At 39.2% G+C, this 25,383-nt stretch carries 21 protein-coding genes; 16 read left to right on the forward strand and 5 right to left on the reverse strand.

The features are described from left to right. The first annotated feature begins 81 nt into the window (after positions 1-81). Genes CGC63_RS03280 through CGC63_RS03295 form a run of 4 tightly spaced genes read left to right on the forward strand, consistent with a single transcriptional unit; the run spans position 82 to position 3,209 of the window. Positions 82-294, forward strand: a complete 213-nt coding sequence (locus CGC63_RS03280; RefSeq protein WP_009247077.1) for a helix-turn-helix transcriptional regulator — start codon at positions 82-84, stop codon at positions 292-294. Continuing rightward, positions 287-1,048 carry a DUF3169 family protein gene (locus CGC63_RS03285; RefSeq protein WP_117468271.1) on the forward strand — a complete coding sequence of 254 codons (762 nt, stop codon included), beginning with the start codon at positions 287-289 and terminating at the stop codon, positions 1,046-1,048. The genes CGC63_RS03280 and CGC63_RS03285 overlap by 8 nt, the downstream gene beginning before the upstream one ends. Positions 1,049-1,059: 11 nt before the next feature. Next, entirely contained in the window at positions 1,060-1,956 is an 897-nt protein-coding gene (locus tag CGC63_RS03290; protein ID WP_089438662.1) for an ABC transporter ATP-binding protein, read from the forward strand. After that, positions 1,953-3,209, forward strand: a complete 1,257-nt coding sequence (locus tag CGC63_RS03295) for an ABC transporter permease (RefSeq protein WP_004220780.1) — start codon at positions 1,953-1,955, stop codon at positions 3,207-3,209. Before CGC63_RS03290 ends, CGC63_RS03295 begins: the two co-directional genes overlap by 4 nt. A gap of 86 nt (positions 3,210-3,295) precedes the next feature. On the opposite strand, the gene nagB is transcribed toward CGC63_RS03295, so the two are convergent. Both nagB and CGC63_RS03305 read right to left on the reverse strand, forming a co-directional pair. Further along, positions 3,296-4,024, reverse strand: coding sequence for a glucosamine-6-phosphate deaminase (gene nagB / locus CGC63_RS03300; RefSeq protein WP_004220775.1), 729 nt, complete (start codon positions 4,022-4,024; stop codon positions 3,296-3,298). A gap of 101 nt (positions 4,025-4,125) precedes the next feature. Then, complete coding sequence (locus CGC63_RS03305) at positions 4,126-5,019, reverse strand: AraC family transcriptional regulator (RefSeq protein WP_004220773.1); 894 nt, start codon at positions 5,017-5,019, stop codon at positions 4,126-4,128. A 139-nt stretch (positions 5,020-5,158) separates the two neighbouring features. Here CGC63_RS03305 and CGC63_RS03310 point away from each other — a divergent pair, with 139 nt between their 5' ends. Then, a complete protein-coding gene (locus CGC63_RS03310) occupies positions 5,159-6,253 on the forward strand; it encodes an anaerobic sulfatase maturase (RefSeq protein ID WP_004220771.1) in 1,095 nt (364 codons plus the stop codon). Between the two features lie 296 nt (positions 6,254-6,549). Here the strand turns inward: CGC63_RS03310 and CGC63_RS03315 are convergent, their stop codons facing one another. Further along, positions 6,550-8,019 (reverse strand): arylsulfatase, encoded by a 1,470-nt coding sequence (locus CGC63_RS03315; protein ID WP_040351014.1) that lies wholly within the window; start codon positions 8,017-8,019, stop codon positions 6,550-6,552. Between the two features lie 318 nt (positions 8,020-8,337). Here CGC63_RS03315 and CGC63_RS03320 point away from each other — a divergent pair, with 318 nt between their 5' ends. The 7 genes from CGC63_RS03320 to galE all read left to right on the forward strand — a co-directional run bounded on the left by CGC63_RS03320 (position 8,338) and on the right by galE (position 15,116). Continuing rightward, positions 8,338-9,753 (forward strand): carbohydrate ABC transporter substrate-binding protein, encoded by a 1,416-nt coding sequence (locus CGC63_RS03320; RefSeq protein WP_004220761.1) that lies wholly within the window; start codon positions 8,338-8,340, stop codon positions 9,751-9,753. A gap of 75 nt (positions 9,754-9,828) precedes the next feature. Next, positions 9,829-10,719, forward strand: a complete 891-nt coding sequence (locus tag CGC63_RS03325) for a carbohydrate ABC transporter permease (RefSeq protein ID WP_004220759.1) — start codon at positions 9,829-9,831, stop codon at positions 10,717-10,719. An 18-nt stretch (positions 10,720-10,737) separates the two neighbouring features. Further along, the gene (locus tag CGC63_RS03330; RefSeq protein WP_004220757.1) at positions 10,738-11,610 is read left to right on the forward strand and encodes a carbohydrate ABC transporter permease; all 873 of its coding nucleotides are present in this window, start codon (positions 10,738-10,740) and stop codon (positions 11,608-11,610) included. A 13-nt stretch (positions 11,611-11,623) separates the two neighbouring features. Beyond that, the gene (locus CGC63_RS15405) at positions 11,624-11,791 is read left to right on the forward strand and encodes a DUF6903 family protein (protein ID WP_004220754.1); all 168 of its coding nucleotides are present in this window, start codon (positions 11,624-11,626) and stop codon (positions 11,789-11,791) included. A gap of 181 nt (positions 11,792-11,972) precedes the next feature. Beyond that, entirely contained in the window at positions 11,973-12,899 is a 927-nt protein-coding gene (locus CGC63_RS03335) for a nucleotidyltransferase family protein (RefSeq protein WP_009247068.1), read from the forward strand. 1 nt (position 12,900) lies between these two features. After that, positions 12,901-13,998, forward strand: coding sequence for a phosphotransferase enzyme family protein (locus CGC63_RS03340; RefSeq protein ID WP_004220745.1), 1,098 nt, complete (start codon positions 12,901-12,903; stop codon positions 13,996-13,998). A gap of 101 nt (positions 13,999-14,099) precedes the next feature. Next, on the forward strand, positions 14,100-15,116 hold the full coding sequence (galE, locus tag CGC63_RS03345) for a UDP-glucose 4-epimerase GalE (RefSeq protein WP_004220743.1): 1,017 nt from the start codon (positions 14,100-14,102) through the stop codon (positions 15,114-15,116). A gap of 113 nt (positions 15,117-15,229) precedes the next feature. Here the strand turns inward: galE and CGC63_RS03350 are convergent, their stop codons facing one another. Then, complete coding sequence (locus CGC63_RS03350; RefSeq protein ID WP_009247067.1) at positions 15,230-16,705, reverse strand: DUF1846 domain-containing protein; 1,476 nt, start codon at positions 16,703-16,705, stop codon at positions 15,230-15,232. A gap of 219 nt (positions 16,706-16,924) precedes the next feature. Here CGC63_RS03350 and ftsH point away from each other — a divergent pair, with 219 nt between their 5' ends. From ftsH to CGC63_RS03370, 4 genes are all read left to right on the forward strand, one after another. Further along, positions 16,925-18,835 carry an ATP-dependent zinc metalloprotease FtsH gene (ftsH, locus tag CGC63_RS03355; RefSeq protein ID WP_040351013.1) on the forward strand — a complete coding sequence of 637 codons (1,911 nt, stop codon included), beginning with the start codon at positions 16,925-16,927 and terminating at the stop codon, positions 18,833-18,835. A gap of 83 nt (positions 18,836-18,918) precedes the next feature. Beyond that, positions 18,919-20,781, forward strand: a complete 1,863-nt coding sequence (uvrC, locus tag CGC63_RS03360; RefSeq protein ID WP_004220737.1) for an excinuclease ABC subunit UvrC — start codon at positions 18,919-18,921, stop codon at positions 20,779-20,781. A gap of 88 nt (positions 20,782-20,869) precedes the next feature. After that, the gene (gene hprK, locus CGC63_RS03365) at positions 20,870-21,817 is read left to right on the forward strand and encodes an HPr(Ser) kinase/phosphatase (protein ID WP_004220736.1); all 948 of its coding nucleotides are present in this window, start codon (positions 20,870-20,872) and stop codon (positions 21,815-21,817) included. Further along, positions 21,810-22,751, forward strand: coding sequence for an ROK family glucokinase (locus CGC63_RS03370; RefSeq protein ID WP_004220735.1), 942 nt, complete (start codon positions 21,810-21,812; stop codon positions 22,749-22,751). Before hprK ends, CGC63_RS03370 begins: the two co-directional genes overlap by 8 nt. A gap of 73 nt (positions 22,752-22,824) precedes the next feature. Here the strand turns inward: CGC63_RS03370 and CGC63_RS03375 are convergent, their stop codons facing one another. After that, complete coding sequence (locus CGC63_RS03375) at positions 22,825-25,359, reverse strand: transglycosylase domain-containing protein (RefSeq protein ID WP_004220733.1); 2,535 nt, start codon at positions 25,357-25,359, stop codon at positions 22,825-22,827. Positions 25,360-25,383 lie beyond the last annotated feature (24 nt).

Genomic DNA, 25,383 nt, shown 5'->3' on the forward strand with positions numbered 1-25,383 from the left:
GTCATCTGCTACAATTATGACAAATATAATTGTCATAACGACAAGAAAATAAGTCAAAAAATTCGGGGGGGAGAAAGAGAAATGCCATTATATAACAGCCTGAAGGAATATCGGGCAAGGCTGGGGATTAACCAGCAGGAGCTTGGCAAAAGAGTCGGAGCTTCCAGACAGACTATCAGTTTAATTGAAAGAGGAGATTATTCTCCGTCTGTAACGCTGGCTTTGAAAATCGCAAAGGAGTGCAACGCAACCGTAGAAGAAATATTTAGATATGAGGAGGATGAAGATGAGTAAGGAAAAGAAAAAAGAAACGGGACGTGTGCAGGGCATGATACAAATAGCGCTCCTTATGCTTTTAGGAGCGTTTATCGGAGGTGCAGGAAGCGCCGTCTGCTTTTGGTTTAAAGACGATATTGCAAATATTTTGCAGGAAGCAGAGAGTATTACAGGACATTACAGTGATTGGATGCTGATGTTTTTATCTTTCGTACTTTTTATTTTAGCTCCTCTGCTTACTTTTATAGCAGCGAAAAAGCTGAAACAATGGGACGAAGACTCAGAAGAAGAAACCGAGCGGCTGGAAAGAAGTATTCAGAGATATCAGAGTGTTTTATCTATTTTTATGATAGGTGAAATGTGTATTTCGGGAATTTCTATTGCAAATCTGCATACAGAAACAAGTATGGTTTCGATGTTGTCTGTTGCAGCTGTTCTGATTTATGCACTTATCGTATTTTGGAACTTATTTTTTATGGGGAAATTAATAAAGTATGATAAGAAAATTAATCCGGAAAAGAGAGGGAATTTCTTTAGCTGGAATTTTAATAAAGAATGGCTGGAAAGCTGTGATGAAAGAGAAAAATTAAGATTGTTTCAAGCGGCATATTATACACAGTTAAGAACGCAGTTTGTGTATCTGGCGGTCTTTATCGGACTTTTACTTGTATCTAATGCAGTGGAAATTGGGATAGTACCATTTTTGATTTTAATGGTGATATGGGTTTCTCAGTCATTGATTTATTGCTATGAATACGAAAAGAAAAGATAAGGAGGAGTAACATGGGATTAGAAGTAAGAGGAATTACAAAGAAATTCGGAGAAAAAACAGCCGTGGATCATTTATCCTTTGAGATGAAAGAGCCGGGGGTATTCGGACTTTTGGGAACAAACGGAGCAGGGAAAACCACGACTATCCGCAATATTTTGGGGATTATGCAGCCGGATGAGGGAGAAGCGCTGTGGAACGGCACTCCTATTTCAAGAGAAACCTTGTCCTTTGGATATCTTCCGGAGGAGAGAGGAATTTATATGAAGACGAAAGTGCTGGAGCAGTTGGTTTACTTTGGAAGACTGCGAGGCATGAAGAAGGAAAAAGCAAAAAAATCTGCACTGGAGCTTATGGAAAGGCTGCGGGTGTCGGAATATCAGAATACGCCGGCAGAAAAGCTGTCGAAAGGAAATCAGCAGAAGGTTCAGTTAATTGCGGCAATTATACATAATCCGAAATTGATTTTTCTGGACGAACCTTTTTCCGGCTTAGACCCTGTAAATGCACAGGTGTTGAGAAATCTGGTAAAGGAGCTTGTAGCAGAGGGGAAATATATTATTTTAAGTACCCATCAGATGGAAACGGTGGAAGAATACTGCGAAAATCTGGTTATTCTGGACAGAGGAAAAACTCTTTTAAAAGGCAATTTAAAAGAAATCAAAGCAGGGTACGGACATACCAATCTGGTAGTAGCTGCGCAGGAGGATGTCAGCACTTTGGCACAGGCAGAAGGATTGGAGCTTTTTGAAAAAAGAGCGGCTGAGACAGAATATAAGATACAGGGAGATGAGATGGCGCATAGATTTTTAAGACGAATGACAGAGTCAAACATCTATCCTTTAAAATTTGAAATCCGTGAACCATCCTTACAGGAAATTTTCGTCAGAAAGGCAGGGGAAAGCAAATGAAGCAGATTTTAACCGTATTTTCTTATACATTTAAAGAAGGAATTAGAAAGAAAGCTTTTTGGATTTCCACGATTGTAATTATGGTTCTTTTAGGCGTTATGTGTGCCATTCCCCGTGTAATGTCATTCTTTGACAATGGGGAAGAAGGCACAGACACTAAGACCGAATACAGTGGAACCTGTTACTTAGTTGATGAAACTGGAGTCTTTGAGAAGGAAATAGAGTATTTGAAAGCAGCTTATCCGGGAATGAATTTTAAATCCATAGAACAGGATGAGGTAAAAGGGCTGGAAAAAGCTGTGGATGAAAGCAAAAGCAGAAACGTGGCTATTCTTTCTATTCAGGAAAAGGATGCAGCTCCGGTTCTGGAGATTACCGTGAGCAACTTTTTGAGTAAGGTACAGGCAGATACCATTACAGACGCCTGCAATAAAGTATGGCAGTCTCACCTTCTTACAGAAAACGGACTGGAGAAAGGAGAAGTTGATGCTATTCAGACACCGCTTACCTATACCCAGAGATTTATAGGAAATATGAATTTAACAGAATATGTGGTGGGACTTTTGCTTACCTTCGTCATGTTCTTTGCCGTATATTATTATGGCTATGGTGTAGCAATGTCCATTTCCTCAGAAAAGACATCCAGAGTTATGGAAACCTTGATTATTTCAGCCAAGCCTTCCAAAATCTTGATTGGAAAATGTCTGGCTATGGGTGTTTTAGGACTTCTTCAGCTGGTAGGGCTGATGGCGTTTGCTGCATTTTGCTACAAATTTATCCTTCCGGAGGGCTTTCAGATTGCCGGTGTGGATTTAGCTGTTTCAGGCTTTACACCGAAAACACTGGTGTTCCTGATTATCTATTTTATTTTGGGATATGCTCTTTATGCAGTTATGAATTCTGTATGCGGCGCTGCCGTGAGCAAAATGGAGGATTTAAACTCCGCTATGATGCCGGTGAGTATTCTTGTGATTATCGGATTTTATCTGGGATATTTTACTTCTGTTATGGGAGGGGGAAGCGGAATGCTTTCCAAGCTGGCTGTTTATCTGCCGATTTCTTCACCCTTTGCAGTACCGTTTAAGCTGATTACAGGGGAGATTACCATGAAGGAATTGGGGATTTCCGTTTTCCTTCTAGTGCTTGCCATTGTAATTGTAACAATGTTTTCCACCCGCATATACAGCGCTTCTGTTATGCACTATGGAAATCGCCTGAAATGGAAAGAATTAAAGAAAATTAAAACAAATTAAAAAAATGCTGTCGCATTAAGTATATATCATTTTTAGATAATACTTAAAGTGACAGCATTTTTATAGTAATTACGTTTTATAAAAAATTATTTTGTTTTAGATAAAGCTGCTTCGTCAGCTACGATTGTTACATCTGGATGAAGCTGTAAAATAGAAGCAGGAACCTGTGGAGTAATCGGTCCGTTGATTACTTTGTTTAAGATTTCAGCTTTGTCTTCACCGCTTACAACAACAAGGATTTTTTTTGCGCTCATAATTGTGCCGATACCCATTGTATATGCCTGACGAGGCACATCCGCTTCGTTTTCAAAGAAACGTTTATTTGCCTGAATTGTGCTTTCTGTTAAGTCTACACAATGTGTTGTCTTAGGAAATTCATCGGCAGGCTCGTTGAAACCGATATGTCCGTTATGACCAAGACCTAAAAGCTGTAAGTCAATACCGCCTACTTTTTCAATGATTTCTTCGTAAGCTTTGCATGCTGCATCGCTGTCCTTGTCCAATCCGTCAGGAACATAAGTACATTCTTTGCGAATATTTATGTGGTCAAAAAGATTGTGGTTCATAAAATAGCGATAGCTCTGGTCATTATCTCCGCTTAAACCTCTGTATTCGTCAAGATTGCAGGAGGTAATCTGTGAGAAATCCAAATCTCCGTTCTGATACCATTCAATCAGATTTTTATAAGTGCCCACAGGTGTAGAACCTGTTGCAAGACCAAGTACGCAGTCAGGATTTAAAATAACTTGAGAAGCAATGATATGTGCTGCTTTTTTACTCATTTCATCGTAATTTTTTGTTTTGTAGATTTTCATTCCCCATACTCCTTTTTGTAAAGTAATTAAATACTTTTTTCTAAATTTTCTTTCATTATAATATGAACAGAAAGGAAACTCAATGCTAAAATGCAGAAAGTCTATTTTCTGTCAGAAATTACCTTAATCGAAGATGCGTATTCAGAAGGTGTCATTCCCGTGATTTTTTTAAACTGACGAGAAAAGTAGTGGATAGAGGTATATCCGATAAATTCTGATATCTGCGTAAAGTTGTGATGATTTTCTCGAATAAGCTGTTTTGCCAGTTCTACCTTCAAACGGGAGAAATAGTCAATCACACCACACTGGTCATGCTCTCTGAAAAGCTTTTGAAGCTGAGAACGGCCAATGAGATTGTCACGGCATATCGTTTCAATGGTGAGATGCTCACGAATATGCTCTTCCAGATAAGTAGTGATTTTATTGTATAATAAATCGTCACTTTTCAGCTTCATGGATTTTATGGCAGGAGCAGAATACTGTCCCAGCTGAAGATTGCGGATAATCGTAATCAAAAGAGCTTGCAGATAAATTTTAATTAACTGCTCTGAACCAAAGGGAGCATCTTGATTTCGTACCATTTCCGTTGTCTGCGGGTCGTTTAGTGGTGTTTTGATACAGCGTTTTGCCTCATAAATAATCTGAGCAATGAGATTACGCTCTGTCTCTCCAATGCTTGTTTTTAAATCCTGAAAATAATCCATACAGGGAGAGGTACAGTCAAAGGAAATAACCACCAGATTAGGGGCAATTTTTCCGTTAGCACGAACGGTATGGAATTCATTTGGCTTATGGAAAATAATTTCTCCTTTTTTTAAGGTGTAAGCTCTGTTGTCGGCAGTAATTTCTACTTCGCCTTTATCTACGCATAAAAATTCCCAAAAGTCATGGCTCTCTCCCGGAAAACTATAATCACTCATATATTCAAAGTAATGAATTGTAATAATGCTGTCAATTTTCACATCTTCAATCAATTCTAAACTTTTAAATGGCATGATAAACCTCCTAAAAAGAATGAATATTAACTTTATTATAAAGGAAAACGAGAGAAAAATCTACATTTGGATAAAATTGTTGTATTTATAAAGGGAAAAAGCTACAATAAAGAAAAGTACAGGAGAAAGAGGAAGAAACATGAAATATATGCAGATGATGATAAAACCGGCATCTTCAAATTGTAATTTAAGATGTTCTTATTGTTTTTATGAAGATGAATGTAAAAACAGAGAAATTCCTTCTTATGGAATTATGAAAGAAGATACCATGGAAATACTGGTAAAAAAGGCCTTGGAAGAAGCAGAAGATTTCTGCACCTTTGGATTTCAGGGCGGTGAGCCTACACTTGCAGGACTGGAATTTTTTGAGAAATTTGTGGAATGTGTTAAAAAATATAAAAAGAAAGAAACAAAAGTAAATTTCTGCCTTCAGACAAACGGAACACTTTTAGACGATAACTGGGTAAAATTTTTAAAAGAAAACAACTTTTTAGTTGGAATTTCCTTAGACGGAACAAAAGAAATTCATGACAGAAACAGACAGGACGCTAAAAAGAAGGGAACCTTTGCTCTTGTTCTGAAAAATGCAAAAGAATTGCTGAGAAATAAGGTAGAAGTAAATATTCTTTGTGTGCTTACCAAACAGAGTGCAAAAAAGATAGCTTCTATTTATCGCTTTTTAAAGAAAGAAGGCTTTTATTATCAGCAGTATATTCCCTGCTTAGACCCTATGGGAGAGGAAGAAGGACAATACCCTTGGTCTTTAACGCCCAAGGTGTATGCAGAAGCATTGAAGGAGCTTTTTGACTTATGGTTTGAGGATATTCAAAAGGGAGAAATCGTCTCTATTCGTGAATTTGACAACTGGTTTTCTATGTTAAAGGGAATGCCGCCGGAAGCCTGCTCTCAGACAGGAAGATGTTCCATGCAGAATATTGTAGAAGCAAACGGTGATATTTATCCATGTGATTTTTATGTGCTGGATAATTGCAGAGTTGCCAATGTGACGGATGAAAATTTCCGCTTCTTTCAGGGAATTTTACCGGATATGGAATTTTTTAAGGAAGGCGTAAAGCGAGGGGAGAATTGTAAGGCTTGTAAGTGGTACCCTCTTTGCAGAGGAGGCTGCAGAAGAAATTATACAAAAGAAAATAAGAATTATTTCTGCGAAGCATATCAGGAATTTTTTGAATACAGTATTGTAAGATGGGAATGGCTGGCAGCAAGATTATAATAACGTTCTCCGCTGTTCCATAGAAAACTCGTCCATTTTTAAGTTTTTCTGCGCCGCTTATAGATGCCTTGCTCACCAAACTCGTGCTGGTGCACTCAGACACGGTTCTCAAGGCATCGCTATGCTTGAAAAACTTTTAAAATGTTCCGATTGTTTGTCTATGGAACAGCGGAGTATTTTTATACATCTCATAGTTGAGAATAATATATGGTATAAAAATCACGGAGATGTATGGCTGCTATGTTGTTGAAACAATTTGCCACAGGTGGAAAATTGCTTCAACAGCACTTTCTAATTTATTTTCCTTCTTTTTGAGCTTTATCCGGCATGTAAGGCGGATACGGGCAGCCGGTAATGAGCTGTGTACCGTCTGAAAAGCCTTCCGGGCGGTCTTTTAAGGTTTCAATCAGTGTGCGCCGAAGCTGTTCAATGCGTTTTTGGTAAGCCGGATTGGATATTTCATCATGAAGCTCTTTTGGGTCTTCGCTGATACGGAAGTATTGTTCTGTGCCTGTTTCGCTGTACCAGATAAATTTGTCGTAGGAGGAAACCAGCCAGTGATTGGAGTAAGGGCCGTAAGAGTGTTCGCCGTGAAGCACGTCCCGCAGCTTCTCATCAGGATTTGTAACTAACGGAAGCATACTTTTCCCATCTACACTGTCGGGAATATCTGCGTTTACAAAATCAAGGAGGGTAGGCATAACATCTCGAAGTTCTACCACACTGTGGGAAACCGTTCCCTGTTTCATACCTGAAAGAAATTTATCGTTTCCTGACACAATCATAGGAATACGGATGCTGCCCTGATACGGTCTGGATTTTCGGAACATGTGATGGTCACACAGCTCTTCACCGTGGTCTGAGGTAAAGAGAATAAGTGTGTTGTCATAGACACCATATTCCACAAGTGCCTGTATCAAGCGTCCGATTTGGTGGTCCAGATGAGTAATGCAGGCATAATAGCCGATTTGAGCTTCTCGGATAAGCACTGCATCAGAGGGACCGCATTTTGAGTCAAAGACACGTCCCATAGCCTGTAATTCTTCTGTGGTTTCCCAATCGCCCACAGCAGGAGGCGTCAGCTCTTTTTTGTTATACAGGTCGAAATAATAAGACGGCGCATCAAAAGGCGGATGTGGTCTTAAATAAGATGCCATAAGGAAGAAAGGTTTTTGTGGGTCTTTTCTTCTTAAAAAGTCAATACTTCTGTCTGTCACCCAGTTGGTGGGGTGATACTTTTCTTCATAAATCCAAGGACGTGCTACCCAACTGTTACATTCTAATCCCGTATCTGTTACATCTGTATCAATTCCCTTTTCCTGCTTTAACCAGTGGAAATAATCGTCAGCATTTTTCTGTGACTCCTGCCACGGCACATTGGTATATCGTGCGCTGTGCAGGTATCCGTCATGGAGTTCTACATTGTGAAAGCCCAGATAGTTGCGAAGAGGGTGTACGTGCATTTTTCCTACGCACTGGCAGTAATAGCCTGCCTTGGAAAGCTCTCCTGCCATGGTATTTGGGTATTCCCACGGAATATTATCTTCATATCCGGTACGTCTGTGATGTTCCTGTGCCATACCGGTATGAAGAGCGGCTCTTGCGGCGATACAGCTTGGACAGGAGCTGTAAGCATTGTCAAAAGAAACGCCTCGGCTGGCAAGGGTATCAAGATAAGGAGTTTTTACATCAGGATGCCCCGCAAATCCCAGACAATCTCCACGAAGTTGGTCTGTCATAATAAGCAGAATATTCGGTTTATTCAAAATTACATTCCTCCATTCGTTCAAACTATTTACAACTATAAGGGAATTTTTCGTAAAATACAAGATGATTTGCAAAATTATTGACTTGTGTTGGTGAAGGTGACGAAAGAAAAACCTACATATTTAAAAAAATAATAGAAGAAAAGTATAAATAAACAAGAAGGACAGGCTGTTTTTGGGTGAAATCACCATAAAGAAAGTGGATTGTGCAAAATATGCAATAAATAATATAAATACAAAATTGAAAAATGTGTTATAATGTGATGTATAAAATCTAAAAGAGATGTTTATCATCTACAAATTAGGGAGGAATTAGCAATGAAAATGAAGATGGTAAAGAAACTGGTAGCTATGGCTCTTGTTTCAACAATGGCTTTATCCGGACTTGCTGCATGTGGAGACACAAAAGAAGAAAAACCTGCAGCAGACACAGGTAAAGAAGAAGGCAAAGATAATGGAGAGAGCGGAGAAAAACAGACTCTGAAATTAGCTGCTTTCAAAGGTGGTAACGGAGAAAAAATCTGGGAAGATATCGCAGCAGCTTTCGAAGAAGAAAAAGGTGTTGAAGTAGAATTAGAAATGTCTTCTGAATTGGACAAGGACTTAACAAAATCCATTCAGAAAGGTGAATTCCCTGACGTAGTATACTACAACTTAGGACAGAAGAGCGGATTTACAGAAACAATGTTAAAAGAAGGTGCAATCGCTGATATCTCAGACGTATTCGCTGATGAAGAATTAAAAGGCAGACTGTTAGACGGTATCACAGACGGTACAGATGCACAGCCATTCGCTGACGGAAAAATCTATCTTGCACCTATTTTCTATACACCAACAGGATTTTGGTATAACAAGAACCTGTTCGAAGGCGAAAACAAAAAATATGACCTTCCGACAACATGGGAAGAATTCTTTGCTTTAGGCGATGCAGCTAAAGCTGATGGAGTTTCTTTATTTACATTCCCACAGTCAGGTTACTTAGATGCAACTATTTACAGTATGTTAGCACAGGCTGGCGGAACAGAGTTCTATCAGAAAGCAATCAAATACGACAAAGATACATGGACATCTGAAGAAGGTAAAAAAGTTCTGGATACTTTAGGAAAATTAGTATCTCCTGAATATACAGAAAAAGATACAGTAGCAAATGCAAACGCTGACGGTGGTTTCAAAATCAACCAGCAGAACGTTATTGACAACAAAGCATTATTCATGCCAAACGGTAACTGGGTAATCGGCGAAATGGCTGCTTCTACACCAGAAGACTTCAGATGGGGTATGATGCCAGCACCTAAGTGGGAAGGCGATGAAACTCAGACAATGTACACATTCACAGAGCAGATGTGGATTCCGGCAGAAGCTGAAAACATGGATTTAGCAAAAGAATTTATCAAATTCATGTACTCTGATACAGTTGTTGATATTTTATTAAACAATGAAACAACAGATAAAGAAACAGGTAAAACATCTCCAGCACCAGTTGTAGCACCAGTAAAAGGCGCTGCTGAAAAATTACCGGAAGGTACAACAAAAGACTGCTACGAAGCATCAACAGCAGACAACATTGTTACAGTTACAGGTGGATGGGTTGCAACAGAACCAATCGAAGGTCTGAACATGAAAGAAGCAGTTTACGGACCAGCATACAGCGTAAACACAGGTGAAATGACAGTAGAAGATTGGCAGGCACAGTTAACAGAAACATGGGAAAAATGTGCAGGCGCTTTAAAGTAAGCACAATTTAAACATGGATATTGAAACGGTGAGTTGTTTACGACTCACCGTTTTTAAAAGAAGAGGAGGAAAACCATGAACAGGAAAAAATCACAGGGACGTTTTGTGTTTGCCTGTCTGGCACCGGCAGTTCTTTTAATCTTACTTTTCATTTTCGTTCCTACGGTAAAAGTATTTAACATGTCCTTATACCGCATGGGTGGAATTACAAACAAGAAAGAATTTGTTGGATTTGAAAACTTTGCAAAATTGATGCAGGATAAGATATTCTTAGAGGCAATGCAGAATACAATTCTGGTTATTGTACTGGTTATGATTTGCACGATTGTATTGGCAGTCCTTTTTGCAGCTTTATTATCCAGAGGAGATTTTAAGGGAAAAAATTTCTTCCGTGTTATTTTCTATATTCCTAATATTTTAAGTATCGTAGTAGTAGCAGGTATTTTTGGAGCTATTTACAATCCTAGTTCAGGTTTGTTAAATACATTTTTAGAGGCAATTCATCTGGATGGATTGGTACATCAGTGGATGGGTGAGCCGAAAATTGTTCTTTATTCCGTAATCTTTGCCCTTGTATGGCAGGCAATCGGTTATTACATGGTTATGTATATGGCAAGTATGGCAGCAATTCCGGAAGATTTGTACGAAGCAGCATCTCTTGATGGTTCTTCCCAAATTCATACATTCTTCACAGTAACTCTGCCTCTTATTTGGAATAATATTCGTACAACATTAACTTTCTATATTATCAGTACGATTAACTTAAGCTTCCTGTTTGTTCAGATTATGACAGACGGTGGACCAAACGGAAAGACAGAGGTTGCACTGAACTACATGTACAAACAGGCTTATGGCGCAGGTGTATATGGATATGGTATGGCAATCGGTGTAGTAGTATTTATTTTCTCATTTGTTCTTGCAGCAGTTGTAAACAAGATTACAGATCGAGAAGTCTTAGAATTTTAGAAAGGAGAGCGAAAAGAAATGAAAAAATCAAATGGCTTAGGTAAGATTTTATCCAAAATTATTATTTATATTGCTCTTTTTGCTCTGGCAATTTCTATTATTGTGCCGGTTGGCTGGGTATTCATGGCCAGTGTAAAAAGAAATGCAGAATTTATTGGTGCAGATATTAACCCGTGGGCGCTTCCGACAGATCCACGTTGGGAGAACTTTAAACAGGCGTTTGTAGATGCCAGAATGGGAGAGTTTTTCTTAAACTCTGTTATGGTAACAGCATTGGCTCTTTGTCTCTTGCTTTTAATTGCATTACCGGCATCTTATGTACTGGCAAGATTTAACTTTAAATGCAAAGGTATTTTAAATCTGGCTTGTATGGCCGGTCTGTTTATTAACGTAAACTACATTGTAGTTCCGATTTTCTTAATGCTGTCAGATGCAAATAAGACATTCGGTGTAGATTTCTTCCTGAATAACCGTTTCCTTCTGGCGCTGATTTATGCGGCTACCAGTCTTCCGTTTACGATTTATCTGTTAAGCGGTTACTTTAAAACTTTACCAAAGGGATTTGAAGAAGCGGCTTACATTGACGGATGCGGTTACTTTAAGACTATGACAAAAATCATGATACCTATGGCAAAACCAAGTATCATTACAGTTATCTTATTCAACTTCCTGTCCTTCTGGAATGAGTATATCATTGCATACACATTGATGGATGGACACGATACTCTGGCTATGGGACTGAAAAACCTGATGGCAGTAGAAAAAACAGCTACAAACTACGGTATCATGTATGCCGGTCTTGTAATTGTTATGCTTCCTACATTAATTCTGTATATCGCAGTACAGAAACGTTTAACTGAGGGTATGACTCTCGGCGGTCTGAAAGGATAAGGAGGAAATAGTAATGAATAATGCAGTAAAGATTATTATTAAAAGTATTGTTTTTATTGTTTGCCTCGGCTTAATTATTGTGGGGCAGAAAAATATCAGTCTTACAGGTCTGGCTATGGAATTAATCGGATTAGTTGGTCTGCTGGTGTTATTATTTCTTTACAATAAAAAATATCAATAGAGAAAAGAGGCGCTGCATATTGTGCAACGCCTCTTTTGTGTTTACAAATGAAGATAAGAACATGAAATTTACATAAAAATGACAAAAAGAAATCAATTTGTGCAAAGGAATTTAAAGAAATTTTTGATAGAATAAGAATATAAGAAACAGGAAAAAAATTATAGGAAAAGGAGATATTGTTATGAAAAAACCAGTATTAGTAGTTATGGCTGCAGGTATGGGAAGTCGTTACGGCGGATTAAAACAGATTGACCCGGTAGATGCACAGGGACATATCATTATGGACTTTTCTATCTATGATGCAGTAAAAGCAGGATTTGGAAAAGTTATCTTTATTATTAAAAAAGAAAATGAAGCAGATTTTAAAGCTGCAATCGGTGACCGTTTAAGCAAAGTCATTGATGTAGAATATGTATTTCAGGACTTACAGAATATTCCGGAAGGATACGAAGTACCGGCAGACCGTGTAAAACCATGGGGAACAGGTCATGCAATTTTAAGCTGTCTGGGAACTATTGACGCTCCGTTTGCAGTTATTAACGCAGACGATTACTATGGAAGTCACGCATTTAAAATGATTTACGATTATCTTACAACACATGAAGATGATGATAAATATCGTTACACAATGGTAGGATATGTAGTAGAAAATACATTAACAGAAAACGGACACGTTGCAAGAGGTGTTTGTGTAACAGATGAAAACGGATATCTTCAGAAAATCAACGAAAGAACACATATTGAAAAGAGAGAAAACGGCACAGCATACACAGAAGATGACGGACAGACATGGACCGTTATTCCGGAAGGCAGCACAGTTTCTATGAATATGTGGGGCTTCACACCAAGTATTCTGGCAGAACTGAAAGCTCGTTTCTCTAAATTCTTAGATGAAAATCTGGAAAAAAATCCATTAAAATGCGAATACTTCCTTCCATTTGTAGTGGATGAATTATTAAACGAAGGAAAAGCTACGGTTCAGGTATTAAAATCACTGGATAAATGGTACGGCGTAACTTACAAAGAAGATAAGCCGGTGGTTGTAGCTGCAATTCAGAGCTTAAAAGACAGTGGATTATATCCTGAAAAACTTTGGGAGGAAAAATAAAATGGCAGAAGTAAAAACAGCAACAATTGAAAGCTTTCAGTTTCAGGGAGCTTGTGTAGAGTGTATTCCTTACGGAAGCGGTCATATCAATGATACCTTCCGTGTTACTTGTGAGGATAACGGGACAACAAGAAGATATATTTTACAGAGAATGAATAAAAATATTTTCTTAAATCCGGAAGAACTTATGGAAAACGTAGTAGGGGTTACTTCTTGGTTGAATAAAAAAATTCAGGAAAATGGCGGAGACCCAGAAAGAGAAACTTTGAATATTGTTTCTACAAAAGATGGAAAATCTTTTTGCGTAGATGAAGATGGAGAATATTGGAGAGCTTATATCTTTATTGAAGGAGCTAGTACTTATGACTTAGTTCAGAATAAAGAAGATTTCTATCAGAGTGCTGTTGCATTTGGTCATTTTCAGGGACTTCTTGCAGATTATCCGGCAGAAACTCTCCATGAGACAATTGTGAACTTCCATAATACAGTAGACCGTTTTGCTAAGTTTAAAAAAGCAGTAGAAGAAGATGCCTGCGGTAGAGCAAAAGACGTGCAGGAAGAAATTAATTTTGTATTAGAAAGAGAAAAACTTGCACACATTTTATGTGATATGCAGTCTGAGAAAAAAATTCCTCTCCGCGTAACACATAATGATACAAAATTAAATAATATTATGATTGATGATGAAACACGTAAAGCAATTTGTGTTATTGACTTAGATACGGTTATGCCGGGACTTGCAGTAAATGACTTTGGTGATTCTATCCGTTTCGGAGCAAGTACAGGAGAAGAAGACGAAAGAGATTTATCTAAAGTATCTTGTAGTATGGAGTTATTTGACTTGTATACAAAAGGCTTTATTGAAGGATGTAATGGAAGCCTTACAAAAGAAGAATTAGATATGCTTCCAATTGGTGCAATGACAATGACTTATGAATGTGGTATGCGTTTCCTTACAGATTATTTAGAGGGAGACCATTACTTTAAAGTACACAGAGAAGGTCATAATCTGGATCGTTGTCGTACACAGTTTAAGCTAGTAAAAGATATGGAAGAAAAACTGGAACAGATGAATGAAATTGTAAACAAATATCGTTAAGCTTTACTTGAATTTTCAGGAAGAAAGTGGTAGAGTATAAACAAACATAAAAAGTGTTTTGAAACATAAAAAATAGTGCTTTTCTCAAAGGAGGAATAAAAATGGCAATATTAGTAACAGGCGGTGCCGGATATATCGGCAGCCATACAGTAGTAGAACTTCAGAGTGCAGGTTATGATGTAGTAGTAGTAGATAACCTTTCCAATTCCAGTGAAAAATCTCTGGAAAGAGTAGAAAAAATTACAGGAAAACCTGTTAAATTTTATAAGGCAGATATTTTAGACAGAGATGCGTTAAATGAAATCTTTGAAAAAGAAGAGATTGATTCCTGTATTCATTTTGCCGGATTAAAAGCAGTAGGAGAGTCTGTGGCAAAACCATGGGAATATTATGAAAACAATATTGCCGGTACTCTTACTTTAGTAGATGTTATGAGAAAGCATAATGTGAAAAATATTATCTTTTCATCGTCCGCTACTGTATACGGAGATCCTGCAATTATTCCAATCACAGAGGAATGTCCAAAAGGTCAGTGCACCAATCCTTACGGCTGGACAAAATCCATGTTAGAGCAGATTTTATCCGATATTCAGAAAGCAGATCCGGAATGGAACATCGTTCTTTTAAGATACTTTAACCCAATCGGAGCACATAAGAGCGGAACAATTGGAGAAAATCCAAATGGTATTCCAAACAACCTGATGCCATATATTACACAGGTTGCAGTAGGAAAATTAAAAGAATTAGGTGTGTTCGGAAATGACTACGATACACATGACGGTACAGGTGTAAGAGATTATATCCATGTTGTAGACCTTGCAAAAGGCCATGTAAAAGCTTTAAAGAAAATCGAAGAAAAAGCAGGGCTTAAAATTTACAATCTGGGAACAGGTGTAGGATACAGCGTTCTGGATATGGTAAAGAACTTCGAAGAAGCTACCGGCGTAAAAGTACCTTATGCAATCAAACCACGCCGTCCGGGCGATATTGCTACCTGCTACTCCAGCGCAAAAAAAGCAGAAGAAGAACTGGGATGGAAAGCAGAATTCGGCATTAAAGAAATGTGCGAAGACTCTTGGAGATGGCAGTCAAACAATCCAAACGGATACGAAGAATAAAATAAAAAAATAAGATAAAAGGAAAGAGCTTGCCATAGTTATATGTGTAAACTCTTTCCTCTTTTTAGTTAAAACTCAACTTCTTTCATATACTGTGTTAGGATATTTTTTACCTAGTATAACTTCTTATGCTCATAAACAGCTTCACAAGTAAGTTGCACTCCCAACTTTTTAAATATTTTCTTGTCCACTGCTGAAAGCATAACAGAGGAATGTACCTGACACCCTTTTAATTTTGGAAGCTGTGCAAGAGCCAGTTTTGCAAGGTCACTGGTGGCAGCGGTACTGGAAAGTGCAATTAACACTTCGTCTGTATGCAGGCGTGGGTTCTGGCTTCCCAGATACTCTGTTTTTAACTTCTGGATTGGCTCAATGGCTGCCGGAGAGATAACATGTACCTCATGAGGAATATTGGCAAGCTCCTTTAAGGTATTTAACATAAGGGCAGCAGAAGCGCCTAATAAATCAGAGGTTTTTCCGGTGATGATTTTTCCGTCCTCCAGTTCAAGTGCAACCGCAGGCGCCCCTGTTTCTTTTGCACAGTTAAGAGCGGCAGTAGTTGCTTTTCTGTTTTCTGTGGAGATGCCTGCCTGTTTCATCAACAGCTCTAATTTGAATACTTCATCATCGTTGTTTTCCCCTTCCAGATGTCTTTCCAGAGATTGATAATATCTACGGATAATTTCCTGCTTGGAGGCTTCACGACACACTTCATCATCAATAATGCAGTTTCCAACCATATTTACACCCATGTCTGTAGGAGACTGATATGGGCATTTTCCAAAGATACGTTCAAAGATAGCACTTAATACAGGGAAAATTTCTACGTCACGATTGTAATTTACTGTTGTTTCACCATAAGCTTCCAAATGGAATGGGTCAATCATGTTGACATCATTTAAGTCTGCGGTAGCTGCTTCATAAGCCAGATTTACCGGATGTTTCAGAGGAATATTCCAGATTGGGAAAGTCTCGAATTTCGCATAACCTGCATGAATTCCACGTTTGTGTTCATGGTAAAGCTGTGAGAGACAGGTTGCCATTTTTCCGCTTCCAGGTCCTGGTGCAGTGATGATAACCAGAGGACGAGAAGTTTCAATATACTCATTTTTTCCATAGCCTTCATCGCTGACAATGAGAGGAATATTACTTGGATAACCTTCAATTGGGTAATGGATATATACTTTAATCCCTAAATTCTCCAATTTTGATTTGAAGATATTTGCGCTGTTTTGCCCGGAATATTGGGTAATAACTACGCTGCCTACGAAAAAGCCTCTTTCTTTAAAGGCGTCAATTAAACGAATTACGTCAAGGTCATAAGTGATTCCCAAATCCCCTCTTACTTTATTTTTTTCAATGTCTCCGGCACTGATAACAATTACGATTTCGGCATGCTCAGAAAGTTGCATTAACATTTTAAGCTTGCTGTCTGGGGCAAATCCGGGTAAAACTCTGGAGGCGTGATAGTCGTCAAAGAGTTTACCGCCAAACTCCAGATACAGCTTGTTATCAAACTTGCTGATACGTTCTTTAATGTGTTCTGATTGCATCGATAAATACTTGTCATTATCAAATCCTATTTTCATATTCATGCCCCTTTTCTATAAATTTTTTTAAACCACTGCGATAGTATACTACAAAAGCAAGGGGAAATTCCAGTGGTAAAAAGAAAAATGTTTTATTTTGTGTATATTCAACATAAATTTACAAAAGTTTAATAAATGTGTCCTCTTTTTCACAATCTAAATGTTGATTTATAGCACAGTAATCCTTATAATAAAAGAGATAGTATGAGGAGGATGAAAATGGATCAAAATCAAAACCCAAGTCCACAAAATAATAATGAAAATGGACCTAAGAATAAACAACCCATACTGATGCTTTTAATTTGCATTATGGTGGTTATGTTTTTAGTAAATCTCCTGACAATGACAATGCAGGGAGGTTCCGGTGAAATTAAATACAGTGAGTTTGTAGATTTGCTGGAGCAGGGCAAGGTTCAGGAGGTACAGATTAAAGGGGAAACTTTAAGAGTTACCTTAAAAGAGCAGCAGCGCATGGGCGTAAAAAAAGAAGTTTATACGGTTCTTTCCGAAGATAAGACCGATTTGGTAAAAAGACTGGAAAGAGCAGGAGTCAATGACTATTATACTGAAAAGCCCAATGTAGTTATGGAAATTCTGTTCAGTCTGATTAGTCTGATTGTACCGATTGTTTTAATGTTCTTCCTGCTGAATATGCTGTTTCGCCGTATGAATAAAAACGGCGGCATGATGGGCGGCGTAGGAAAGAGCAAAGCAAAAGCTTACGTACAGAAGGAAACAGGAATTACTTTTAAGGATGTGGCAGGACAGGATGAAGCAAAAGAGTCCTTACAGGAGGTTGTTGATTTTCTGCATAATCCGGGAAAATACACTGCTATCGGTGCAAAGCTTCCAAAAGGTGCATTGCTTGTAGGACCTCCGGGTACAGGTAAAACACTTCTGGCAAAAGCAGTTGCCGGAGAAGCGCACGTTCCGTTCTTTTCCTTGTCCGGTTCTGACTTCGTGGAAATGTTTGTCGGCGTAGGTGCATCACGAGTACGTGATTTGTTTGAAGAAGCAAAGAAAAATGCCCCATGTATCATCTTTATTGATGAAGTGGATGCCATCGGAAAGAGCAGAGACTCCAGATTTGGAGGAAACGATGAACGTGAGCAGACCTTAAACCAGCTTCTTGCAGAAATGGATGGATTTGATACTTCCAAGGGACTTTTAATTCTGGCTGCGACAAACAGACCGGAGGTGTTAGACCCTGCGCTTTTAAGACCGGGACGTTTTGACAGACGTGTAATTGTAGACCGTCCTGATTTAAAGGGAAGGATTAGTATTCTGAAGGTACATGCAAAAAATGTTTCCTTAGATGAAACCGTAGATTTAGAGGGAATTGCCCTTGCTACTTCCGGAGCTGTGGGTTCAGATTTGGCAAATATGGTCAATGAAGCTGCTATTTTGGCAGTAAAGAACGGGAGACAGGCTGTATCACAGAAAGACTTATTAGAAGCCGTAGAGGTTGTTCTGGTAGGTAAGGAAAAGAAAGACAGAATTTTAAGCAAGGAAGAAAGAAAGATTGTTTCTTATCATGAAGTAGGACATGCACTGGTAAGCGCATTGCAGAAGGACTCTGAACCGGTACAGAAAATTACCATTGTCCCCAGAACCATGGGTGCGCTGGGATATGTTATGCACGTTCCGGAGGAAGAAAAGTTCTTAAATACCAGAAAAGAATTAGAGGCAATGCTGGTGGGATATTTAGGTGGACGTGCAGCCGAGGAAATCGTGTTTGACACCGTTACTACCGGCGCAGCAAACGATATTGAGCAGGCTACAAAAATTGCCAGAGCTATGATTACCCAGTATGGTATGTCTGACCGTTTTGGATTAATGGGGCTTGCAGAGAGTCAGAACCAGTATCTTGACGGAAGAAGCATGTTAAACTGCGGCGACTCTACGGCTACGGAGATTGACCACGAGGTTATGAAGCTTCTGAAAAAATCATATGATGAAGCAAAGAGACTTTTAAGTGAAAATCGTGAAGCTCTTGATAAAATTGCAGAATTTCTTATTCAAAAAGAAACTATTACAGGTAAGGAATTTATGAAAATTTTCCATGAGATAAAAGGAATAAAGGAACCTACAGAAGAAGTAGCGGCTGTAGAAGCAGAAATAAAAGAATAAATAAAAGAATAAATAGAAATCCTCCTTCTTTTTCAATACAAAAGAATAAAAAGAAGGAGGATTTTTTGCGAAAGGAGAGCAGAATGTTTCACATAGAAGAAGAGTTGAAAAAACTGCCTTCTCTTCCAGGTGTCTATATTATGCACGATGAGCAGGATGCCATTATTTATGTTGGGAAGGCAATCAGTCTGAAAAACAGGGTCAGACAATATTTTCAGAAAAGCAGAAATCTGGGAATTAAAAAGGAGCAGATGGTAGAACAAATCGCCCGTTTTGAGTATATTGTGACAGACTCAGAACTAGAGGCGCTGGTGTTAGAGTCTAATTTGATTAAAGAGCATTGCCCAAAATACAACACCATGTTAAAGGACGACAAAAATTATCCTTTTATCAAAGTAACGGCAGGGGAAGCATTTCCACGAATTATGACAGCCAGAAGTATGAAGAAGGATAAATCCAAATATTTCGGACCATACACCAGCGCAGGAGCTGTTAAAGATGTGATTGAGCTTACACGTAAGCTTTATCATTTAAGAACCTGTAATCGAAATCTGCCAAGAGATATCGGAAAAGAGAGACCTTGTCTTTATTATCATATTAAGCAGTGTGATGCGCCTTGTCAGGGTTACATTACAGAAGCGGCTTATCAAAAACAGGTGGAGGAGCTCCTTGATTTTTTAAACGGAAATCACAAGAAAATTCTTACGCAGCTGGAGGGGAAAATGTATGAAGCGTCTGAAAAAATGGAGTTTGAGGATGCTGCCCAGTACAGAGATTTGATACAAAGTGTGAAAAAAATAGGAGAAAGGCAGAAGATTACCGACCATCCGGGAGAAGATAAGGATATTATTGCAGCGGCAATGGAAGATGCAGATGCAGTGGTGCAGGTATTTTTTGTAAGGGACGGAAAGCTGATTGGCAGAGACCATTTTTATATGAAGTCAGCGCCGGGAGAAAACAGAAAAGGGATTTTATCCAGCTTTTTAAAACAGTTTTATGCGGGAACTCCTTTTATACCAAAAGAAATTATGCTTCAGGAAGAAGTGGAAGACATGGAGCTGATAGCCAAGTGGCTGGAGTCCAGAAAAGGGAAAAAAGTGCGTATTTCTGTACCCAAGAAGGGTACAAAGGAAAAGCTGGTAGAAATGGCATACCACAATGCAAAATTGGTTTTAAGGCAGGATAAGGAGCGGATAAAAAGAGAAGAGGGGAGGACCATAGGCGCTGTGAAAGAAATCGAGGCGCTTTTGGGATTGTCCGGTATTCAGAGAATGGAGGCCTACGATATTTCAAATATCAGCGGTTTTCAGTCCGTAGGTTCTATGGTGGTGTACGAAAAAGGAAAGCCAAAGCGCAGCGATTATAGAAAGTTTAAAATCAAAAGTGTGCAGGGACCAAACGATTATGCCAGTATGGAAGAAGTACTTACACGCCGTTTTGTACATGGGATGGACGAGCGGGAAGAACGGAAGCAGCAGCTGGAAGATGAATTTGGAAGCTTTACCCGTTTTCCTGATTTAATTCTCATGGACGGAGGCAAGGGACAGGTAAATATTGCTTTGGAGGTTTTGGAAAAGCTGCAGCTTACCATTCCTGTATGCGGTATGGTAAAGGATGATAAGCATCGTACAAGAGGCTTGTATTATAACAATCAGGAAATTCCTATCAGCAGAGACAGCGAAGGCTTCAAGCTGATTACCAGAGTACAGGATGAGGCTCACAGATTTGCTATTGAATATCATCGTTCTCTGCGAAGCAAGGGCCAGGTACATTCTGTTTTAGATGATATTCCGGGGATTGGAGAGACAAGAAGAAAGGCGCTTATGCGGCATTTTAAAGGACTGGACGGTATTCGTGAGGCATCTGTGGAAACCCTTTCCAATATTGAGTCTATGAATGAGAAGGCAGCCAGACAGGTCTATGACTTTTTTCATAAAAAGGAGTGACAAAGGTCGGGCAGTTTGCTTGTCATGTAAAAATAGATATGATAAAATAAAACAAGAAGTTTAAGACTGAATAGAAGGAGAATGGAACATGAATGGTGTAGAATTAAAGAAAATGGTACAGGAATTAAATCTGTATAATAAAACACCGGAAGTTGACATTTCAAAGAAAATGATTAATACGCCGGAAATTAACCGTCCTGCTTTGCAGCTGACAGGATATTTAGAGCATTTTGAAAATGAGAGAGTACAGATTATCGGATATGTAGAATATACTTATCTTCTTCACCTCAGTAGAGAAGAAAAAATCGTGGCTTTCGAGAGATTTGTCTCCAGCAAAATTCCATGTGTGGTATTCACTACGATGACAGAGCCGGATGAGGATATGCTGAGTCTGGCAATGAAATATGATGTTCCTGTGCTGGTGACACATAATACAACTTCTGTATTTATGGCAGAGATTATCCGATGGCTGAATGTGCAGCTTGCACCATGTATCTCTATTCACGGGGTTTTGGTAGATGTTTATGGTGAGGGCGTTTTAATTACCGGTGAAAGCGGTATCGGAAAGAGCGAGGCTGCTCTGGAGCTGATTAAGAGAGGTCATCGTCTGGTAAGCGATGATGTTGTGGAGCTGCGCCGTGTCAGTGACGTTACCTTGGTAGGCTCTGCGCCGGACATTACCCGTCATTTTATTGAGCTTCGAGGCATTGGTATTATTGATGTGAAAACACTGTTTGGTGTTGAAAGTGTAAAGGATACCCAGTCTATTGATTTGGTTATTAAATTAGAAGAGTGGAATAAAGACAAGGAATATGACCGTCTGGGAATGGAAGAGGAATATACGGAATTTTTAGGTAATAAAATTGTATGCCATTCTCTGCCAATTCGTCCGGGACGTAATCTGGCAGTTATCGTAGAGTCAGCGGCAGTTAATCACAGACAGAAGAAAATGGGTTATAATGCAGCTCAGGAATTATACCGGAGAGTGCAGGAAAATATGACAAAAAAAAGAGGAATGGAGAATGAGGATGAGTAAGTATTGTTTTGGAATTGATGTAGGGGGAACAACGATTAAATGTGCGCTGTTTTTAAATGATGGAACTATTTTGGATAAATGGGAAATCAAAACAAATACAGACAATGGCGGCGAGAGAATTCTTCCAGATATTGCAGATGGAATTGAAGCAAAGCTGAAAGAAAAGAAAATAGACAAGGCAGAGGTAGAAGGAATTGGTATTGGATTGCCGGGACCGATTGAAGAAAATGGTGAGATTGCATGTGCGGTCAACCTTCACTGGGGCAGAAAGAACATTGAAAAAGAATTAAACGAGCTGACAGGAATGGCTGTAAAAGCAGGAAATGACGCAAATGTAGCTGCTCTTGGAGAAATGTGGAGGGGTGGCGGAAAAGGCGCTAAAAACCTGATTATGGCAACTCTCGGAACTGGCGTAGGCGGCGGAATTATTGTCAACGAGAGGATTGTAACAGGGGCTCACGGTGCAGGCGGAGAAATCGGACATGCTCTGGTAAATCCTCATGAAACCATTCCTTGTAACTGTGGAAACAAAGGCTGTCTGGAGCAGTATGCGTCTGCAACAGGAATTGCAAGACTGGCAAGAGAAGCTCTGGAAGCTTCCCAGAAAGCTTCTGTTTTAAGAGAAAAAGAAAGAGTAACTGCAAAGGATGTTTTTGACGCATATAAAGAGCAGGATGAATTAGCAGGAGAAATTGTTGAAAAATTCGCAAGATATCTGGGACATGCTCTGGCAATTTTTGCCAGTGTATCAGATCCGGATGTGATTGTTATTGGCGGCGGTGTTTCAAAGGCAGGAGAAGTTTTAGTAGACTGTGTACAGAAGCAGTACGAGAAATTTGCATTTTCCGCATGTAAGAAAACACCGATTAAGCTGGCTATACTGGGAAATGATGCCGGTATTTGCGGCGCTGCGAAATTGATTTTAAGCAGATAAAAATCGGAAATAATATGATATAGAAAAAGCAGGTTTTCACTATGGAAAACCTGCTTTTTATTGCTTTAAAATTTTATTGATTTGCCGGAGGAGCTGGCGGTGTTTCCGGTTGCTCCTGAGGTGTTTCCGGAGTTGGTGGAGTCGGTGTTTCCGGCTCTTGTGGGGTTTGAGGTGTTTCCGGTGTGGTTTCCTCCGGAGCATCTACGGAGTCCTCAGGTTTGGGTTTTTCGTTCTCCTCAGGTTTTGCTTTTTTATGACCGGAACAATATTTCTTTGGAAGAGTTTCCGTATCATAATATTCTGTTACGGCATCACAGGATGAGCTTGCCAACAGACCGCTGCTCTTACAAATGGATTTTTTCTCCACTGTGGAAGGAACTTTAAATTCTGTTTCCGGCAAATCATTGTGAATACGCTGCATGATTTTCTGCCATAGAGTTTGCTGATAGGTTCTTGCCTGTCCTTTTGGAAGGACAATATTATTATCATATCCTGCCCATACAGAGCAAGTATAATACGGAGTAAATCCGGAGAACCATAAATCCTTGTAGTTATCGGTTGTACCGGTTTTTCCTGCTACCGGCATATTGCTTAACTGTAAGCGAGTACCTGTTCCTTTTTTTACAACGTCTTCCATTACGGAAGTCAGCAGATAAGCAGTGCTTGGCTTCAGAACCGTTGTTTTTTCAGGGGTGTTGTCAATGACAACATTTCCGTCAGAGTCTAAAATCTTTGTATAGAATACAGGTTTAATATAAGTTCCGTTATTTGCAATAGTAGCATAAGCGGCTGTCAATTCCAGATTACTTACACCCTTTGTAATACCACCGATTGCTGTTGCAGAATTCACGTCTGTGTAGAAATTGCCGCTTCCCTGAGGCAGCTCAGTTAAGGTATCTAAGATAGAAGTAAATCCAAATTTCTTTAAGTATTCTACGCCGACCTCCGGTGTGATTTCCACCATAGCTTTTACGGCAGGAATATTGTAGGATTTTGTAATTGCAGTACGCATGGTTACAGTTCCGTGATATTGGCGGTCATAGTTGTATAACGGCTGTCCGCTGTCGTATTTAAATGGCTCATCCTTAAAGGTTGTGGATAATGTCATTCCGCCTTCATTTAAGGCAGCAGCATAAGCGGCTAATGGCTTAAACGTAGAACCCGGCTGACGCAAGGTGTTTGTTGCACGGTTTAAGGAAAGACTGGAGGATTTTTCTCCACGTCCGCCCACAATAGCTTTTACATAACCTGTGTGCTGGTCAATGATACAAATAGAAGATTGCGGCTGAGGAGTTAAGTAAATGTTTTCGCTGATTACCTCGCTTCCGTCTGCCAGAATAGCTGCCTTGTAAGTATCTACATGAGACTGAGCGCTTTCAGGACTGTCAAATAATAAAGTGAAATTTTTATCTTCATTCTGAATGAAATATTCCTGAAGCATTTCCTTGCTGTAATTTTCCTGTTCGCCGTTTGGATGCTTTACAGTCAGGCGATAATCCAAGGTTACCTGTGTACCGGAAGGGAAATTATCAGGATTTCCATATTCTTCATCGCAAATAAGCTGAATTGCAGGGTCTTGTGTTGTATAAATACGAAGACCGCCGCTGTAAAGTGCGTTGTAAGCCTGAGCTTCCGTAAATCCACGCTGTTCCTGCAAATCTTTTACAACCTGTTCGGTTAATTCATCAATAAAGTAACTGTAAGTCTGGGTTTCCTCACCCTGTTCTTCGTCAACGGTTTTAATCCTGTCATATACATTGTCAGCCAGACATTCGTCATACTGTTCTTTGGTAATATATTCCTGTTCCAGCATGTGGTCTAAAACGTCTTTACGGCGCATAGCATTTTTATCAGGGTTAATAACAGGGTTAAACTTTGTAGGGTTCTGACTGATACCGGCAATTACGGTACACTCAGAAAGTGTTAATTCACTTACATTTTTACCGAAATAATCCTGAGCAGCAGCCTGTACACCAAAGTTACCGTTTCCCAGGTTAATGGTGTTTAAATAATTTTCGAGGATAATGTTTTTATCCTTTACCTGTTTTTCTAATTCAATGGCGAGGTACTGCTCCTGAAACTTACGTTTAAAACGCTGTATAACAGACTCATTTGTCCAGCCGGTAAAAACGTTATTTTTTAATAACTGCTGTGTAATGGTACTTGCACCTTCGGTAAAGTTTCCTCCGTTTAGGATACCTTTTACACCTGCACGCAGGATACCTTTTATGTCAATACCATTATGTTCATAGAAACGTTCATCTTCAATAGCTACCACGGCATGCTGTAAGTCCAGAGGAATTTGCTCAATGCTTACGGGCATACGGTTGGAATTTGGAGCAGTCAGCTTTTGGAGCTGGTTGCCGTTCGCATCATAAACAAAGGTAGCTTCGCCAACGGGGACGATATTTACTTCTGAAATATCAGGTGCATTGTCAATCAGACCTTTAAAAGCACCTATACCCATGCAGCCTCCGATAATCAAAATTGCCATCAGAGAGATGAAAATAATACGTAGAAAAGAAACATGTGCTTTTTTTCCCAGCATAGAAGAACGGGAAGTAAGAGCGTTGCGTTTCTTGTTCGTGGCACGTTTTCCAAAATTCATGTAGTTTGCCTCCTTTTCCCGTAC

This window comes from Blautia hansenii DSM 20583 (assembly GCF_002222595.2).
Classification (GTDB): domain Bacteria; phylum Bacillota; class Clostridia; order Lachnospirales; family Lachnospiraceae; genus Blautia; species Blautia hansenii.

Bases quoted from the DNA above. Each gene is read 5' to 3' on its own strand.
- CGC63_RS03280 (WP_009247077.1), top strand. From the start codon at position 82: ATGCCATTATATAACAGCCTGAAGGAATATCGGGCAAGGCTGGGGATT.
- CGC63_RS03285 (WP_117468271.1), top strand. From the start codon at position 287: ATGAGTAAGGAAAAGAAAAAAGAAACGGGACGTGTGCAGGGCATGATA.
- CGC63_RS03290 (WP_089438662.1), top strand. From the start codon at position 1,060: ATGGGATTAGAAGTAAGAGGAATTACAAAGAAATTCGGAGAAAAAACA.
- CGC63_RS03295 (WP_004220780.1), top strand. From the start codon at position 1,953: ATGAAGCAGATTTTAACCGTATTTTCTTATACATTTAAAGAAGGAATT.
- nagB (WP_004220775.1), bottom strand. From the start codon at position 4,024: ATGAAAATCTACAAAACAAAAAATTACGATGAAATGAGTAAAAAAGCA.
- CGC63_RS03305 (WP_004220773.1), bottom strand. From the start codon at position 5,019: ATGCCATTTAAAAGTTTAGAATTGATTGAAGATGTGAAAATTGACAGC.
- CGC63_RS03310 (WP_004220771.1), top strand. From the start codon at position 5,159: ATGAAATATATGCAGATGATGATAAAACCGGCATCTTCAAATTGTAAT.
- CGC63_RS03320 (WP_004220761.1), top strand. From the start codon at position 8,338: ATGAAAATGAAGATGGTAAAGAAACTGGTAGCTATGGCTCTTGTTTCA.
- CGC63_RS03325 (WP_004220759.1), top strand. From the start codon at position 9,829: ATGAACAGGAAAAAATCACAGGGACGTTTTGTGTTTGCCTGTCTGGCA.
- CGC63_RS03330 (WP_004220757.1), top strand. From the start codon at position 10,738: ATGAAAAAATCAAATGGCTTAGGTAAGATTTTATCCAAAATTATTATT.
- CGC63_RS15405 (WP_004220754.1), top strand. From the start codon at position 11,624: ATGAATAATGCAGTAAAGATTATTATTAAAAGTATTGTTTTTATTGTT.
- CGC63_RS03335 (WP_009247068.1), top strand. From the start codon at position 11,973: ATGAAAAAACCAGTATTAGTAGTTATGGCTGCAGGTATGGGAAGTCGT.
- CGC63_RS03340 (WP_004220745.1), top strand. From the start codon at position 12,901: ATGGCAGAAGTAAAAACAGCAACAATTGAAAGCTTTCAGTTTCAGGGA.
- galE (WP_004220743.1), top strand. From the start codon at position 14,100: ATGGCAATATTAGTAACAGGCGGTGCCGGATATATCGGCAGCCATACA.
- CGC63_RS03350 (WP_009247067.1), bottom strand. From the start codon at position 16,705: ATGAAAATAGGATTTGATAATGACAAGTATTTATCGATGCAATCAGAA.
- ftsH (WP_040351013.1), top strand. From the start codon at position 16,925: ATGGATCAAAATCAAAACCCAAGTCCACAAAATAATAATGAAAATGGA.
- uvrC (WP_004220737.1), top strand. From the start codon at position 18,919: ATGTTTCACATAGAAGAAGAGTTGAAAAAACTGCCTTCTCTTCCAGGT.
- hprK (WP_004220736.1), top strand. From the start codon at position 20,870: ATGAATGGTGTAGAATTAAAGAAAATGGTACAGGAATTAAATCTGTAT.
- CGC63_RS03370 (WP_004220735.1), top strand. From the start codon at position 21,810: ATGAGTAAGTATTGTTTTGGAATTGATGTAGGGGGAACAACGATTAAA.
- CGC63_RS03375 (WP_004220733.1), bottom strand. From the start codon at position 25,359: ATGAATTTTGGAAAACGTGCCACGAACAAGAAACGCAACGCTCTTACT.